Below are 14428 nucleotides of genomic sequence, written 5' to 3'. Positions count from 1 at the left end.
CCCCTCCTGTTTTTAGGAGGGGGCAGGGGGAGGTAATACCTAATGCACAACCTCTAAAGGTACCACCTCACCGTAAAGATCGAAGTCAGAGGCATCGGTGATTTTTACGTTGGCAAAATCTCCTAGGCGAACGTAGTTGCTATCGGCGGGAACGAGTACTTCGTTGTCTACCTCCGGAGAATCAAATTGTGTACGGCCTACAAAATAGCCGCTTTCTTTGCGGTCGAAGAGCACTTTGTAGGTCTTTCCGATTCTTTCCTCGTTCATCTCTACAGAGATGCCTTGCTGCAGCTCCATAATGGCGTCTGCGCGGTCCTGCTTTACTTCTTCCGGCACATTATCTTCTAAGGTATAGGAGTGGGTATTGTCTTCGTGGGAATAAGTGAATATACCCAAGCGGTCAAATCTTGTCTCCTCTACCCAGTCGTACAGCTCCTGAAAATCTTTGTCTGTCTCGCCTGGATGGCCGGCAATAAGGGTTGTTCTCAGGGCGATGTCCGGTACGCGCTGGCGAATGGAATCTACCAGTTCGATGGTACGACGCTTGCTGATACCGCGACGCATCGTCTTCAGCATGTTATCTGAGATGTGCTGCAGCGGCATGTCCAGGTACTTGCAAATGTTCTCGCGCTCGTTCATCACGTCGAACACCTCCATCGGGAACTGCGATGGGTAAGCGTACTGCATGCGTATCCACTCAATACCGTCTACATCCGACAGGTTGCGGAGCAGGTCAGCCAGCTTGCGCTCGCCATAGTGCTGCAGGCCATAGTAGGTCAAGTCCTGAGCAATCAGCACCAGCTCTTTGGTTCCCATACCTGCGAGGCGCTTTGCCTCCTTCACCAGGTCCTCAATCGGGCGGTCTACGTGCTTGCCGCGCATCAGCGGAATGGCACAGAAAGAACAAGGGCGGTTACAACCTTCTGCTATTTTGAAGTAGGCGTAGTGCGAAGGCGTGGTAAGCAGGCGTTCTCCGATCAGCTCGTGCTTATAGTCAGCATTTAGCTTCTTTAATAATTGCGGCAACTCCAGGGTACCGAAATAAGCATCTACCTGCGGAATCTCCACCTCCAGCGACTCTTTGTAACGCTGCGACAGGCAGCCTGTTACGTAAAGCTTATCTATCTGTCCGGCCTCTTTGGCATCGGCGTAACGCAGAATGGTATCAATAGACTCCTGCTTGGCATTGTCGATAAAGCCGCAGGTGTTTACAATGATGATATTGGAATCGTCTTTGTCAGACTCGTGCGCCACATCAAACTCATTGGCACGCAGCTGCCCCATCAGCACTTCAGAATCCACTACGTTTTTGGAGCAACCCAGTGTAATGACGTTAACTTTATCTTTTTTGAGTGATCTTACTTTCACTTATGTATAATTTTATGTAATACGCTACAAGAACTAAAAACCTTTCTCAGACGGGAATGGTTCGTTTTGACAATCAGCCCGCAAAGGTACAATATGTTTGGTTAATAAAGGAAAAGCCCCACAGCAACTGAATCTTATAGTAAGGCAGCATTGAATGTTAAACGGCGCCAATCAAAACCTCTCAGCGCATTGTTGTGGAAATACTTTCTGTCAAGGTATGGAAAACCACTCCAGGCAAGCGGCGCGGCTTTTTGTCACTTTAACCGCAATAGGCAAACGATAAGTTGTAGTGAGCAGCGAAATGACCTGGTACAGGTTGTTGTCCCACAGGTAATCCGCCGACTCCAAAATGGCGATACGCTTCAGAGGTGTACCGGGAATGTGCTGTATGAAACGTTGAATAACGTCTTCTGTAAGTACGCCACCGGCAGGCAGCCCCGAATTGATAAGGAGGTTAGTTACTTGTTTTTCCTGAATAATGGCAAATAAGAAGACTATGGTTTGCAGGAACTGCGGAGACTCTACGCTCAGGTCATCCGACCATTTTACGCTGACAATGCTTTGAGCCGCTTCACACCTTAGCTCCATCAAACCATATTGAATTACATGCATTACAGGTGCGAGTTATGCTAAGTTAGTAGCTCGCATTGTAATTAATTACAAACTCCACTTCCGTCACCTGCCCCTCCTGCACCTCCACCGGAAAGATGTTGTTCTGCCCGTCGAAAAGGTTGGCGTACAATCCTTGCTCCTCTTTGGTGAAAAGGCTATACCTGCCGGGTTTCAGGCTAACTGCAAAATTGCCGTCAGCATCTGTATTAACCTGAGTCACTAAATTAGTTTGGATGTTGGTGTGAAAGACACCATCTGTGGTAGTGGCCTGCGAACCATTGGTGAGTTCATAGACATATACCGTGCGCTCCACGCCTTTGCCTTTGCTTGGCGGAGCATCTGGTGATGGCATCTGGTTACCGGATTTCTCTATCACTCTACCGGTAATACCTTGCTCTATGGGAGCCTGTTGGCCCTGTGCGGCGGCATTCGTAGCCTGCCGCTGTGTTTCTGGCTGCTCCATCTTTTCCTGTGTTTCGGATGTTTGGCTGGAGTGACTGGTGCCGTTGCAAAAAGAGAGCAACAGCGTTAGGGGAAGCAACAGAAGCTTGGGCATGGCATTGAGTTTTAGCGTGAAAAGAAAGACTCTACAAATTCCTGTTTGTCGAACAGTTGTAAGTCCTCAATTTTCTCGCCAACTCCTATATACTTCACAGGAATTTTAAATTCATCTGAAATACCAATCACCACGCCGCCTTTGGCTGTGCCATCCAGCTTCGTTATGGCAAGGGCTGTTACGTCAGTGGCTTTGGTAAACTCGCGGGCCTGCAGCAGGGCATTCTGACCTGTGCTGCCATCCAGCACCAGCAATACCTCATGTGGGGTATCCTCTGTTACTTTCTGCATCACGCGCTTTATTTTAGAGAGCTCGTTCATCAGGCCTACTTTGTTGTGCAGTCGGCCTGCTGTGTCAATAATCACCACATCAGCGTTCATCTCTAAGCCCTTCTTCACCGCATCATAAGCCACAGAGGCAGGGTCTGTATTCATACCATGCGAAATAACAGGTACACCTACACGCTCTCCCCAGATAATGAGTTGGTCAACAGCCGCGGCACGGAACGTATCAGCAGCACCCAGTACTACCTTTTTACCTGCCTTATGGAATTGGGCAGCCAGTTTGCCGATGGTGGTTGTTTTACCTACACCGTTCACGCCTACCACCATAATTACGTAGGGCTTGATACCTTCGGGCAGCTCAAAGTCAGCGCCGTCGCCGGAATTGTTTTCTTCCAGCAGCGCTGCTATCTCCTCGCGCAGAATACGGTCCAACTCTTCGGTATTCACGTACTTGTCGCGGGCCACGCGCTTCTCAATGCGGTTAATGATTTTCACCGTTGTTCCTACTCCCACGTCAGCATGCACCAGTATTTCCTCCAGTTCATCGAGTACGTCTACATCAACAGTAGATTTACCGACAACTGCTTTGCTTAGCTGTCCAAAGAAGCTACTCTTGGTTTTCTCCAAACCTTTGTCCAGCGATTCTTTTTTCTTCTCTTTGCTGAAAAAATCAAAAATGCCCATACCGATGATTTTGTAAGGATGAAAAGCTTTCGGTGAAACGGTAATATACTAAAAAAGTCCCAATAGTGGGACTTCTTCATGTTATCTATCTATATAGTAGAGTAGGCTTATTACTTCTTCAAGTACTCCTGTACTTTGTCTACAGGTACCATTTCTTCTTTAAAGCTATAAGCACCAGTCTTTGGAGACTTCACAGCTTTAATCACTTTTGCCCAGTCTTTACCTGTGGCGGTTTTTAGGGTTGCAACTACCTTCTTAGCCATGGTTATTTAATTTCTTTATGTACAGTTACTTTCTTCAAATTCGGGTTATACTTCTTAAGCTCTAAACGCTCAGTCGTATTCTTTCTGTTCTTGGTAGTGATGTACCTTGAAGTTCCAGGTATGTCAGTAGTCTTCTGCTCTGTACACTCCATAATAACCTGGATTCTATTACCTTTTGCTTTTTTAGCCATCTCTATTCGTAATTTTTTATTTGGGACTGCAAATATAAATGCTTAAATCTCTAATTACAAACAATGTAAAATATTTATTGTGAAAGACTTCGCATCGTCTTCACAGGTTTTACATGCATCTGTAACAGGAGCAGGCCTGGCTTGGTTTCAGGGAAAACGATACAAAATGTACGGCTTGCATGTAACACGCTGAAATTCTATGAAGCGCAGCGGCTACTTCCTCCTCTTGCCTGTGCTGAAAGGCTCCTGTCAATCTGTTAGAGATAAAACGGCAACGGAGGAAGGTGCAGCTGTTGGCGAATCACCTCTCTCCGTTGCCGATGAAATATTATCTATGTATCAGATGGCTTTCCCGGTGCATTGCATCCGCTGCTGTGGCTCCACAAAGGAAACTGGCAACAACACATAGCCGGATTCGGCCAAAATGCTAGAACAGGATATGGCCTTGCTCTACAGCTTTCTTCAACACGGCAGAAATACCGTTTTTGTTGATTGTTCTGATTGCAGATGTAGAAACTTTCAGCGTTACCCACGCATCCTCCTCAGGGATGTAGAAACGCTTCTTCTGAAGGTTCGGATAGAACTTACGCTTCGTCTTATTGTTAGCGTGAGATACGTTGTTACCTACGCGTGGTCTTTTTCCTGTTATGTCGCAAACTCGTGCCATCTTATATTTTTATTCTAAATTATTTCAATAGGGGTGCAAATATCTTAAAAAGGATACAGAATATCAAAGGTATAGGAAATATTTTTCCTGAAAATGTGTATAAACCCACTGTACAGCCCGCTCCGGTAACAGATTTTATACTTTTTTCTGTTGCGCTGCCTCCTGCTGTTGCTTCGGAAAGCCATAAGGGCAGTGCCTGCAACCATTCTGGCAGCAGTAGCCGCGCTTCAGGTGGTACTTCGCGGTAAATACCATCAGCCCCTGCTCATTCAGGTAGTAATCCTCTCCTTCTGTTAATCTCTGGCTCAAGTTGTAAGTAAATTAGTGTGCAAATATCAGCATTAATAAAGCTTCAGCCAAAATGCACCTGCCCAACACCTCTAACCTGTGTCCGTACGTTATAGTTCTATGGCTCTCTGCCAGCATTTTGAATGCACTTCAACAAAATATGCCTATGCCTCAGTACAACACCTTCAGCGAAGCCATCACTGCCCTGCGCGACCGTGGCTACATCCACACTTTTACCATCCAGAAAAATCAGCTGTTCTGCCCTGAACTCAGCACAACCGTTCCGCCAGAGCAGCTCACGCTGATAGAGCGCCACCAGGTCCCCTCCCCTGATACGATATCAGGCACACGCGAAGTGTATGGCTTACGTGCTGGTGACCACACGCTCGGCCTTATGACAAGCACCTATGGGGAGTATGACCCCGAGGGTTTTGAGGCTGTATTCAGGCGTTTTAAAGTGGCTAAGGGCAAAGGCAGCTGAGTTGCAGCTGGGGCCGCAATGTTTTGAACCAGGCCCAAAATGACTACTTTTACAACAATAAATAATAGAATCTGTAGTAAAAAAGCAGCAGGCTTTCTGATAGGTCTTGCAGCTACTTACTCCGGAAGAAACGAAAACATAAAACTATGAACACGCTAACAGTTACCTCCAGCCAACAGGCCATCGACACCGAGCATCAGTATGGTGCCCACAATTACCACCCGCTTCCTGTGGTGCTGAGCCATGGCGAGGGTGTATACCTCTGGGATGTGGAAGGAAAGCGCTACTATGATTTCCTGTCGGCTTACAGCGCCGTGAACCAAGGCCACTGCCACCCCAGAATCATCAATGCCCTTATAGAGCAGGCGCAGCAGCTCACACTCACTTCCCGTGCTTTTTATAACGACAAGTTGGGTGCCGCTGAAAAGTACATCTGCGAACTCTTTAAGTATGACAAGGCGCTGTACATGAACTCTGGTGCCGAGGCCGTGGAAACAGCCATTAAGCTGGCCCGCAAGTGGGGCTACATGAAAAAAGGCATCCCGCCGCATAAAGCCGAAATTGTAGTTGTAGACCATAACTTCCATGGCCGCACCACCGGCATCATCTCCTTCTCCACCGACCCGGACTCTACCAAAGGTTTCGGACCTTTTATGCCGGGCTACAAGGTAATTCCTTACAACGATGTGGAGGCACTGGAGCAGACTTTTAAAGAGAACCCGAACATCTGCGCCTTCATGGTGGAGCCTATACAGGGTGAGGCTGGCGTAGTAGTGCCGGATAAAGGTTACCTGGCGAAGGCGCATGCACTGTGCAAGGAGTATAACGTGCTCCTGATTACGGATGAGATCCAGACAGGCATCGGGCGCACCGGCAAGCTGCTGGCCAGCTACTATGACGATGTAAAAGCCGATATCCTGGTGCTGGGCAAAGCCCTTTCAGGTGGCGTACTGCCTGTTTCCTGTGTGCTGGCCGACGATGAGATCATGCTGTGTATTCAGCCCGGAGAGCACGGCTCTACCTTTGGTGGTAACCCGCTGGCTGCCGTGGTGGCCATTGCTGCGCTGGAGGTGATTAGGGAGGAAAATCTGACAGAGAATGCCAACAGGCTGGGTGAGATATTCCGGGAGCGCATGCGCCAACTGATAGCCAAGCGCCCGAAACTGGTAACGCTGGTGCGCGGCCGGGGCCTGCTTAATGCTATTGTGGTGCAGCCAACCCCGGACGGCCGCACTGCCTGGGATGTGTGCGTGGCCCTGAAAGACAAAGGCCTGCTGGCCAAGCCAACCCACGGCGACATCATCCGTTTTGCGCCGCCGCTTGTCATGACAGAAGAGCAACTGCAGGAATGCTGCGATATAATTGAGGAAGTGAGCCTCGGCTTCTAATTTTAGAGGTTAGACAATAGATGCTAGAGAATAAAAAAGGCGATGCTGCATTATGTAGCTTCGCCTTCTTTATTCAGACTGAAGCGAACATAAGCGCTGGAGCACGTTTAATGAGGAATGGAAACGCTTGAGGCTAAGTTAACATGCAATCGATTTACCAATCGGCAATTAAGCCTTACCTTTGCAATATGATTTTGAACACGTTTCTGTAGAGAAATTATACCTATGAACAGAAGACCAAGACGCAACCGCCAGAACGAGGTGATCCGCAATATGGTGCAGGAAACAACCCTGAGCCTCCACGACTTTATTTTCCCGCTCTTTATTATAGAAGGCCAGAACCAGCGCGTTCCCATTCACTCCATGCCGGGCATCTCCCGCTTCTCTATTGACACCCTGCTGGAAGAGATAGGAGCCTGCGTAGATTTAGGTTTAAATGTTTTTGCGCCGTTTCCGGGAATGCCGGACAAGCTCAAGGATAAGTACGCCACGCAAAGCTATGACCCCGACAACCTGTTCGCCAGAGCAATCCGGGAGGTGAAAAAGAATTTCCCGGATGTGGTATTGGTAACCGATGTCGCCATGGACCCCTACAGCTCCGACGGCCATGATGGTATTGTTGAAAACGGTGAAATCCTGAACGATGAGACATTGGAGGTGCTGGGTAAGATGGCCCTGACGCAGGCACAGGCTGGTGCCGATATTGTGGCGCCATCAGATATGATGGATGGCCGCGTGGGGCATATCCGCCACGTGCTCGATGAGAACGGCTTCCAGAAAGTAGCCATAATGAGCTACACCGCCAAGTATGCAGGCGCTTTTTACGGCCCCTTCCGCGATGCCCTGGACTCTGCCCCTAAAATGGGCGACAAGAAGACCTACCAGATGAACCCGGCTAACAGCCGTGAAGCCTTAATCGAGGCTGAACTGGACACAGCTGAGGGCGCTGACTACCTGATGGTGAAGCCGGCTCTCGCTTACCTGGACATTATCAAGCTGCTGCGCGACAACTCAAACCTGCCTATCGCCGCCTACAATGTGAGCGGAGAATATGCCATGGTAAAGGCTGCTGCCGAAAGAGGATGGATAGACGGAGAAAAGGCGATGGTAGAGACATTAATCAGCATCAAGCGAGCCGGAGCCGACGTGATTCTCTCTTATTTCGCTAAAGAGTATGCACAGTACCTGAAGAAGTAGCACACCCGTTACAATAGTACTTTTGAAAGCACACCGGCACTCCGCTGGTGTGCTTTTATTTTTGAAATCCACCTCTGCTGCTCTTAAGAGGAAGCAAGCAGCAGTATAGGGTATTTAGCCTGAACTATATAGTATATTCGTTAGTGCAGTTCCGTTTATCCTGCTATATTGGGTGGCTAACAGGAATACAACTCCTGCTAGCCATTGGTTAGCTGTTAATCAAATTATGAAGAAGGTAATAATATTAGCAGTTACGGCTGTGGCAGCCATCGGCTGTGAAACTAAAAGTTCTGAATCCTATACAGATAAAGTTTCAATAACAGACGACAAAAAACAAGAAAACTCCCGATTTACGGTAATAAGTGACACATTAGAAACTATAGCTGTAACTAATGGGAATAGAAAACTCTGGAAACCGACTGAAGAACAAATTCACGACATTGAGGCCATAATAAAATCGACAGTTGCAAAAGACTCCAGCATTGGGAATAGACATTTAAAACCTGACAGTATCGGAAGCATTTATAAGCAATATATCTGCTATGTTGATACTAATGGTGATTCATTAGTATTTGTAAATGCCTCCTGCATTGAGCGAGAAGTGTTAGTCACCGATTCAGCAGGATATGCAATTAAGTTCAAGAAGTTTGATTGGCGGAACAGGATATTTGGAGAGGTAATGGACGGAGGCGATTGCTTCTGGAATATGTTGATTAACTTCTCCAATGAAACTACATTAGAATTAAATGTAAATGGAGAAGCCTAAAAGAAAATCAACAGCTAACAAAACCTAACCATCAGTCTTCAGCCGACGGCCTCGCCCGTCGTTTAGCAGAGCCGTTAGCTGAAATACCCATTAATATAAATGCCTATGAAACAACTACTTATCCTCCTGTTTGTCCTTTCATTTTTCTGCTGTACGGCACAAAATAAGAGTTTTGATAAACCTGTAATTCTACTGAGCAAGAATGGAGTATCAAAACCCGTAGAAATAGAAATAAAGGCTTATAAACCAATCAAAATCAAAACGTCGAATGGAAAAAAACTCACCTTAGTTGATTATTCTGTTATTGGTGACTCTGTGCTTGCATCATCAACAGACACAGTTGCTTTAAGCGACATTACAAGAATAAAAGGTAAGTTAAAAGGAAGCCCGTTTAGGAAAATAAGTGGTGGATTAGTAGCTGGTACAGGGTATTACTTTGTAATGGTGGGTTATGTGGTAGGCATAGTTGCTTTTCACCCAATTGCTTTGGCGATTATGGTTCCTTCTGCTGGTGTTGCTTACGCAGGTCATTATATTTCTGGTGCAAGGCATTTTGATACCACCGAGAAGTAGAATATGAGTATTTCCGCAAAGGAAGAGTAATAGCAGCTAACGGTCTTAGCTAAAGCACACCATGGCGCGCTCTAGCTAAGACCGTTAGGCACAACTTTATGAAAAGGACTTACCTACTATTCTTACTTATAAGCACACTTTCTCTTGCACATGCACAAGAGAAACAGAAACTGTACGTCTTTGTAGGGGAGAAAATAAACATTGAGCGTTTCAATGCTAATAAAAAGGAGGAAGTAAGTCCAGGAGTATTCAAAGTAACTATATCAATGGACAACGCTTTCAGGGCAAGATACAAGGTATTGGAAAACGTCTACGGCAACTATGTTGGGGACACAATAGAATTTGAGGTATATGAACATTACGGGGAGCCTCCCTTTGCCAGTTATGAAAATGTACTTCTGTTTGTGTCAGAGCATAATGGCAAACTCTATCATGAAAAATACCAGTATTTCGATGTCTACAGAACCAAAGATGGAGACTGGGCTAGTCCAGGATATCCATGCAGGTTTGAGCCAGAAATGCACAGGAAAAAGATTACATTCCAACAGGTAGAGTTCAAACAGCCTGTAATGCTTGAAAAAGTAATCGGAAGAAAGAACTACAAAACAGTAGTGCTTGAGGGCACAGAAGTGAAAGACCTTTTCGAGATAAAAAAACAGGGGGTACTCAAAGCAAGAGGATTATTTCAAAAAAGCTGTAGCTAACACGGCATAGGCTCCATACTCGGTTACGACTCCACGATTTATGCACGTGCCGTTATAGTTAACTTCAAGGAAGACACCACCAACTAGGAACAATCCTTACAAACACCCGTGAGTACGCAATTTACATTTTCAACATGGTAACCTTCGGGAGCAGAAAAGTGAACAGCCATTGGCATGCATTCTATTGTTTGACAACTTTTGCAACGAAAATGGAAATGGTGGTCAGCAAATTTCTTCTCATCACATTTCGTACACACGGCAAAATACTGCTTCCCGTCCTCAGCTACAATCTTGTGTATAATTCCGTCCTCACAAAAACGGTTTAAAACCCGATAAACCGTTGCCCTGTCAATATCAATATTAATTTTTTGCTCAATCGCGTCCTGGCTCAATGCCTTGGCAGATGCAGCCAGCACAGATAATACCGCTTCTTTTGTTGGCGTGTTTCTTCGTTTCATTTATTATTGCGACTATGTTGCAATAGTACGAAGAATTCCTAACTTTGCCAAATCTGAAGGCGACAAACAGGACCACCAGAGGAAGTTTTACCAAACAAGCCGGACTTGCTTTAACAGCATTGGCTTTACCGTTCTCTCTAACTGCATTTAAAAGATAAAACCGTATGACAGACAATCATAACTTTGATGTAATCATCATTGGCGGAAGTTACGCAGGGCTTTCCGCAGCAATGGCATTGGGACGTTCCCTACGAAACGTTTTGATAATTGACAGCGGATTACCTTGCAACAGGCAAACACCGCATTCGCATAACTTTATCACCCAGGATGGGGAAAAACCAGGTACAATCGCAGCGAAAGCCAAAGCGCAGGTTCTAAATTACAACACCGTGAAATTCCACACAGGATTGGCTGTTAGCGGAGAGAAAATTGAAAATGGTTTTGAAATTACCACACAAAAAGGCGAAGCATTCAAAGCGAAGAAATTGATTTTTGCAACGGGCATAAAAGATATAATGCCCAGCATCAAAGGGTTTTCCGAATGTTGGGGCATTTCTGCTATACATTGTCCGTATTGCCACGGGTATGAATTTCGGAATCAGAAAACAGGAATTATGGCAAATGGAGAAAAGGCTTTTCACATTGCTTCGCTGGTCAATAACCTGACGAACAGTGTTACGGTTTTAACTTCGGGAAAAGCAGACTTCAATGCAGAACAACTAGCGAAACTGAACAAGCACAACATAAAGGTTGCAGAAACTGAAATTACCGAAATAGAACACGAAAACGGACACATCAAAAATGTAGTTTTCAGTGACGGTAACAAGTTAGATTTTACCGCTGTATACGCTGCAGTTCCATTTACACAACATTCTGACATTCCTGTTTCACTAGGCTGTGAACTAACAGAGCAAGGTTATATTAGAGTAAATAACTTTCAGAAAACAACCCTTGAAGGTGTTTTTGCCTGTGGCGACAATACGGCAATGATGCGTTCGGTAGCCAATGCTGTATATAGCGGCAACTTAACAGGTGCTATGGTAAACAAAGAACTGACAGACGAACAGTTCTAATCAGAAAAAAGCTGCCTTAACATGGGCCTGGCGCAATGGCGGGTAAAGCAAAAGCACTGCAACTCATGTTGGTGTTTAGCCTGTTGTTAAACGTTTCTTTTAACTCAAAGGCTCAAGAGGCAGACAGTATATGATATAACAGGAAGTGAAAATAAACCACGCTACCAGAAGACTATCATTATTTGAGAATGATTAAACCTGCCATAGAAGCAAACAATACCCAAAGAAGAAAGCTACATCCACATAGTATCATTTTAAAAAAGCACATCAGCCTCATGCTAGTGTGCTTCTGTTTTTATCTATATTATAAATTATATATAGGTTCACACTAATAAAGTTTGTTTATCCGGCTATATTAGGTGGGCAAACGGAGTAATTCTGTTTAGCTGATAGCTAACTGTGATTTTGATAAGAATATACCAATAATCAAAAATGAGTAGAAACGCACAACGCAATGTTGATTTAGTTTTGATTTTTGTGGGGTTATTAGTTCTTGCATTGGTAGCCTATGTGGGTTATAGACTCCATACTTCAGAACGAAGGCTTATTCCTATTAGTGTTTTAGCGTTGATTGCTGGAGTTATCTTTGAGAGTAGAAGGCTTTCTGATAAGTGGGCGCCTGTTTTATTAACTGCATTAGGTGCTTTTGTTTTTAGTTTTCTAGCCTTTTTACCAGGAAAAGGAGAGCTTGTCTATAATTTTGAAAACCATATAGAAACATTCCCCTATTGGTTCATCATAACTTTTGCATTTATTTCAGTTGCATTTCATGGTTACAAAACCATTCCCAAGTTAACAGAAGGAATTACGCTACTACAATCATTAGCTATTTTCTATTGGGTAATTGACTATGGCTTTATAGAAATTAATAATTTATTCTTGAAGTCTCTAATGGTCATTGGACTTATCTTTTCCCTTTACTCTGTCTTTCATGCTTTCACTCATGCAAACTTATCAAGGACAAATAGGTTGGTCCTGAGCGTTTGGAGCTCGCTAATAATGATGCTTTTTTCAATAGATAACATTTATAGAGTTTTTCAGAACGAACAAATTGAGAACTCGGGAAATATTACTAATGGATTTTACACTGGCCTTCAATTCTTTCTATTAGGCGTTTCTTGTATCTATATTATTCAGAATCTTTTAATGGTAGCGGGGTTCTTGCCTGGTAAGGGGACTTTTTTCAATACACAATATTTTCGCGACTTGCAAAATCTTAAAAGCGATCACATTAAGAGGTATTCCGATAGACAAGTGAGTATATTACATTCATTCTTTTGTGTGCTTTTTGCAGGAACAATATTTGGTTTGAATTACCATTATCAAATCCTACCAAGACATACTACTATTTGGATAGCTTTTGTGACCTTCCCAATTGTATTGTTCTTTCTTAACTCTATAACGAGAAGAGCGAACTATTGATAGTTTTCCATTTATAAAGCGCTTGCTTTGCCAAGGACTTTTGCACATACTCACTGTTGAGTAATTCCCAACCACTTACAGTTAAAGTGCATTCTCCTTTCATATCATTGTTAGTGTTTTATTTGCCGCTTCTCTATATTCAGTAAACAACATATAATTTTAAGACAGCATGTCTGTTGCTGCACATATGCCAAGCATTACCTATTATATCATCCTGCTGGTTCTGAAGCTCAAGGGAGTAAAAGAAAACTTTTCCAGAACGCCTTTTGATGTTGGGCGCCTAAGGAAAGAAGATGTTCCCGTTCCATCCAAAAAGCTTCTGCTAGGGGCTTCAACATCGACCTTTAAGATTGAAAAAACCACTGTTACGGAAATTATACCTTCGAAGGGCGCGGCTTCTGATTACCTGCTCCTGTATTGTCCGGGGGGAGCCTATGTGTATGGTCCAACGGAACTGAACTGGAAGAGTATTGCCCATCTGGCAGAAAGCACCCGAACAAAAGCTTGGTTACTAAACTATCCCAAAGCCCCGGAAACGAACATCCAAGAAATAGCAGTCAACATTGATGAGGTGTATGCTGAGGCTTTAAAAAGCTATCCTCCGTCAAAAATTATTTTAATAGGAGATTCTGTAGGCGGAAGCTTGTTGCTGTCTTTAGTGCAAAGGTTGGTGAAAGCCGGTGAGGAAACTCCAGGCAAGCTGATATTGATCTCTCCTGTTTTAGACGCGAGTATGTCTAACCCCAAGATCGACCAGATTGATAAAGTTGATCCAATTTTATGCAAATGTGGCGTGTTGTCAGCAAAAAAGCTATGCGCAGGAGATGTTGGTTTAAAGAACCCCATCATATCGCCACTATACGGAAGCTTCCGGAATTTTCCTGCTACACATGTATTCATAGCAGAAAACGACATCATGATGCCTGACCAGAAACTGGCTGTTGGTAGAATGTTAGATGAAAACGTGAAGGTAGAAGTTATCGACGGAAAAAGCATGCCCCATATATGGCCACTTCTTCCTGTTATGAAGGAAGCCAAATTGGCCTTAAAGCAGATGGAGGCTATCATCAATCATACTACCCAAAAAGTATAATCACTCTTCAACCTGGCTATCCTGAACAATGGACACAGGAAGAGCTGACTTGTGGCAGCCATCTGGGGAGTTAAGCTATAAGGCTGGCGCACGCATGGCATAACCGTTAAACCAGACTCAGAATTCAGTACCCAAAACTATAGTATGGCAATTACCTGCTTCTCTGGCAAGGCACACTCGCTGCCGCTTCTTTCGGTGCAAAACAACAAATAATCACCTTTCTTTCAAATTTTGGCTGTGGTCTAGAATGTATGATGTTGGAATAAGTATGGCAGCAAGGGTGTTAGTTGAAAGTTATGTGCGAGATAACTATCCAGGTAAACTGCCCCTACTGCCACAGTATGAAGGTAGTCAAAAACG

Annotated in this window: 19 protein-coding genes; 10 read left to right on the top strand and 9 right to left on the bottom strand. The window is 44.6% G+C overall.

The window, feature by feature from the left end; all coding sequences use genetic code 11:
- Positions 1–39: 39 nt before the first annotated feature.
- The 6 genes from rimO to rpmG form a co-directional block, all read right to left on the bottom strand.
- Complete coding sequence (gene rimO, locus ACFS7Z_RS13035; protein WP_377485182.1) at positions 40–1368, bottom strand: 30S ribosomal protein S12 methylthiotransferase RimO; 1329 nt, start codon at positions 1366–1368, stop codon at positions 40–42.
- Positions 1369–1578: 210 nt separating this feature from the next.
- A complete protein-coding gene (locus tag ACFS7Z_RS13030; RefSeq protein ID WP_377485180.1) occupies positions 1579–1980 on the bottom strand; it encodes a hypothetical protein in 402 nt (133 codons plus the stop codon).
- Between the two features lie 22 nt (positions 1981–2002).
- Positions 2003–2536: a carboxypeptidase regulatory-like domain-containing protein gene (locus tag ACFS7Z_RS13025; protein WP_377485179.1), complete on the bottom strand. Its 534-nt coding sequence runs from the start codon at positions 2534–2536 to the stop codon at positions 2003–2005.
- A gap of 11 nt (positions 2537–2547) precedes the next feature.
- Positions 2548–3504 (bottom strand): signal recognition particle-docking protein FtsY, encoded by a 957-nt coding sequence (ftsY, locus tag ACFS7Z_RS13020; RefSeq protein WP_377485176.1) that lies wholly within the window; start codon positions 3502–3504, stop codon positions 2548–2550.
- 110 nt (positions 3505–3614) lie between these two features.
- Positions 3615–3767 carry a DUF4295 domain-containing protein gene (locus ACFS7Z_RS13015; RefSeq protein WP_089319827.1) on the bottom strand — a complete coding sequence of 51 codons (153 nt, stop codon included), beginning with the start codon at positions 3765–3767 and terminating at the stop codon, positions 3615–3617.
- A gap of 2 nt (positions 3768–3769) precedes the next feature.
- Positions 3770–3958: a 50S ribosomal protein L33 gene (rpmG, locus tag ACFS7Z_RS13010; RefSeq protein ID WP_115566930.1), complete on the bottom strand. Its 189-nt coding sequence runs from the start codon at positions 3956–3958 to the stop codon at positions 3770–3772.
- A gap of 199 nt (positions 3959–4157) precedes the next feature.
- Here rpmG and ACFS7Z_RS13005 point away from each other — a divergent pair, with 199 nt between their 5' ends.
- The gene (locus tag ACFS7Z_RS13005; protein WP_377485173.1) at positions 4158–4367 is read left to right on the top strand and encodes a hypothetical protein; all 210 of its coding nucleotides are present in this window, start codon (positions 4158–4160) and stop codon (positions 4365–4367) included.
- Positions 4368–4385: 18 nt separating this feature from the next.
- Here the strand turns inward: ACFS7Z_RS13005 and rpmB are convergent, their stop codons facing one another.
- Together rpmB and ACFS7Z_RS12995 are read right to left on the bottom strand one after the other, a co-directional pair.
- Positions 4386–4625 (bottom strand): 50S ribosomal protein L28, encoded by a 240-nt coding sequence (rpmB, locus tag ACFS7Z_RS13000; RefSeq protein WP_115566929.1) that lies wholly within the window; start codon positions 4623–4625, stop codon positions 4386–4388.
- 135 nt (positions 4626–4760) lie between these two features.
- The gene (locus ACFS7Z_RS12995; protein WP_377485171.1) at positions 4761–4934 is read right to left on the bottom strand and encodes a DUF5522 domain-containing protein; all 174 of its coding nucleotides are present in this window, start codon (positions 4932–4934) and stop codon (positions 4761–4763) included.
- Between the two features lie 145 nt (positions 4935–5079).
- On the opposite strand from ACFS7Z_RS12995, the gene ACFS7Z_RS12990 reads away from it, so the two are divergent.
- The 6 genes from ACFS7Z_RS12990 (at position 5080) to ACFS7Z_RS12965 (ending at position 10022) form a co-directional block, all read left to right on the top strand.
- Positions 5080–5394 carry a hypothetical protein gene (locus tag ACFS7Z_RS12990; RefSeq protein WP_377485169.1) on the top strand — a complete coding sequence of 105 codons (315 nt, stop codon included), beginning with the start codon at positions 5080–5082 and terminating at the stop codon, positions 5392–5394.
- Positions 5395–5540: 146 nt separating this feature from the next.
- Positions 5541–6782: an ornithine--oxo-acid transaminase gene (gene rocD, locus ACFS7Z_RS12985; RefSeq protein WP_377485167.1), complete on the top strand. Its 1242-nt coding sequence runs from the start codon at positions 5541–5543 to the stop codon at positions 6780–6782.
- A gap of 225 nt (positions 6783–7007) precedes the next feature.
- On the top strand, positions 7008–7979 hold the full coding sequence (hemB, locus tag ACFS7Z_RS12980; protein ID WP_377485165.1) for a porphobilinogen synthase: 972 nt from the start codon (positions 7008–7010) through the stop codon (positions 7977–7979).
- Positions 7980–8205: 226 nt separating this feature from the next.
- Positions 8206–8745, top strand: coding sequence for a hypothetical protein (locus ACFS7Z_RS12975; RefSeq protein ID WP_377485163.1), 540 nt, complete (start codon positions 8206–8208; stop codon positions 8743–8745).
- A 105-nt stretch (positions 8746–8850) separates the two neighbouring features.
- Positions 8851–9318, top strand: coding sequence for a hypothetical protein (locus tag ACFS7Z_RS12970; RefSeq protein ID WP_377485161.1), 468 nt, complete (start codon positions 8851–8853; stop codon positions 9316–9318).
- A 98-nt stretch (positions 9319–9416) separates the two neighbouring features.
- Positions 9417–10022 (top strand): hypothetical protein, encoded by a 606-nt coding sequence (locus ACFS7Z_RS12965; RefSeq protein WP_377485159.1) that lies wholly within the window; start codon positions 9417–9419, stop codon positions 10020–10022.
- An 83-nt stretch (positions 10023–10105) separates the two neighbouring features.
- Here ACFS7Z_RS12965 and ACFS7Z_RS12960 read toward each other — a convergent pair whose 3' ends face one another.
- On the bottom strand, positions 10106–10480 hold the full coding sequence (locus ACFS7Z_RS12960; protein ID WP_377485157.1) for a Fur family transcriptional regulator: 375 nt from the start codon (positions 10478–10480) through the stop codon (positions 10106–10108).
- A 164-nt stretch (positions 10481–10644) separates the two neighbouring features.
- Between ACFS7Z_RS12960 and ACFS7Z_RS12955 the strand changes: the two genes are divergently transcribed.
- The 3 genes from ACFS7Z_RS12955 (at position 10645) to ACFS7Z_RS12945 (ending at position 14068) form a co-directional block, all read left to right on the top strand.
- Complete coding sequence (locus tag ACFS7Z_RS12955) at positions 10645–11553, top strand: NAD(P)/FAD-dependent oxidoreductase (protein WP_377485155.1); 909 nt, start codon at positions 10645–10647, stop codon at positions 11551–11553.
- 432 nt (positions 11554–11985) lie between these two features.
- Positions 11986–12975, top strand: coding sequence for a hypothetical protein (locus ACFS7Z_RS12950; protein ID WP_377485153.1), 990 nt, complete (start codon positions 11986–11988; stop codon positions 12973–12975).
- 169 nt (positions 12976–13144) lie between these two features.
- Positions 13145–14068 (top strand): alpha/beta hydrolase fold domain-containing protein, encoded by a 924-nt coding sequence (locus tag ACFS7Z_RS12945; RefSeq protein WP_377485151.1) that lies wholly within the window; start codon positions 13145–13147, stop codon positions 14066–14068.
- The last annotated feature ends 360 nt before the right edge of the window (positions 14069–14428 follow it).

This window comes from Pontibacter toksunensis, assembly GCF_042686245.1.
Lineage (GTDB): Bacteria > Bacteroidota > Bacteroidia > Cytophagales > Hymenobacteraceae > Pontibacter > Pontibacter toksunensis.
Note: the sequence above shows the minus strand (reverse complement) of the source record. Positions and strands in the feature narration are given on the sequence as shown.

Excerpts from the sequence above, each read along its gene's own strand:
- ACFS7Z_RS13030 (WP_377485180.1), bottom strand. The coding sequence starts at position 1,980 with ATGCATGTAATTCAATATGGTTTGATGGAGCTAAGGTGTGAAGCGGCT.
- ACFS7Z_RS13025 (WP_377485179.1), bottom strand. The coding sequence starts at position 2,536 with ATGCCCAAGCTTCTGTTGCTTCCCCTAACGCTGTTGCTCTCTTTTTGC.
- ftsY (WP_377485176.1), bottom strand. The coding sequence starts at position 3,504 with ATGGGCATTTTTGATTTTTTCAGCAAAGAGAAGAAAAAAGAATCGCTG.
- ACFS7Z_RS13015 (WP_089319827.1), bottom strand. The coding sequence starts at position 3,767 with ATGGCTAAGAAGGTAGTTGCAACCCTAAAAACCGCCACAGGTAAAGAC.
- rpmG (WP_115566930.1), bottom strand. The coding sequence starts at position 3,958 with ATGGCTAAAAAAGCAAAAGGTAATAGAATCCAGGTTATTATGGAGTGT.
- ACFS7Z_RS13005 (WP_377485173.1), top strand. The coding sequence starts at position 4,158 with ATGAAGCGCAGCGGCTACTTCCTCCTCTTGCCTGTGCTGAAAGGCTCC.
- rpmB (WP_115566929.1), bottom strand. The coding sequence starts at position 4,625 with ATGGCACGAGTTTGCGACATAACAGGAAAAAGACCACGCGTAGGTAAC.
- ACFS7Z_RS12990 (WP_377485169.1), top strand. The coding sequence starts at position 5,080 with ATGCCTCAGTACAACACCTTCAGCGAAGCCATCACTGCCCTGCGCGAC.
- rocD (WP_377485167.1), top strand. The coding sequence starts at position 5,541 with ATGAACACGCTAACAGTTACCTCCAGCCAACAGGCCATCGACACCGAG.
- hemB (WP_377485165.1), top strand. The coding sequence starts at position 7,008 with ATGAACAGAAGACCAAGACGCAACCGCCAGAACGAGGTGATCCGCAAT.
- ACFS7Z_RS12975 (WP_377485163.1), top strand. The coding sequence starts at position 8,206 with ATGAAGAAGGTAATAATATTAGCAGTTACGGCTGTGGCAGCCATCGGC.
- ACFS7Z_RS12970 (WP_377485161.1), top strand. The coding sequence starts at position 8,851 with ATGAAACAACTACTTATCCTCCTGTTTGTCCTTTCATTTTTCTGCTGT.
- ACFS7Z_RS12965 (WP_377485159.1), top strand. The coding sequence starts at position 9,417 with ATGAAAAGGACTTACCTACTATTCTTACTTATAAGCACACTTTCTCTT.
- ACFS7Z_RS12960 (WP_377485157.1), bottom strand. The coding sequence starts at position 10,480 with ATGAAACGAAGAAACACGCCAACAAAAGAAGCGGTATTATCTGTGCTG.
- ACFS7Z_RS12955 (WP_377485155.1), top strand. The coding sequence starts at position 10,645 with ATGACAGACAATCATAACTTTGATGTAATCATCATTGGCGGAAGTTAC.
- ACFS7Z_RS12950 (WP_377485153.1), top strand. The coding sequence starts at position 11,986 with ATGAGTAGAAACGCACAACGCAATGTTGATTTAGTTTTGATTTTTGTG.
- ACFS7Z_RS12945 (WP_377485151.1), top strand. The coding sequence starts at position 13,145 with ATGTCTGTTGCTGCACATATGCCAAGCATTACCTATTATATCATCCTG.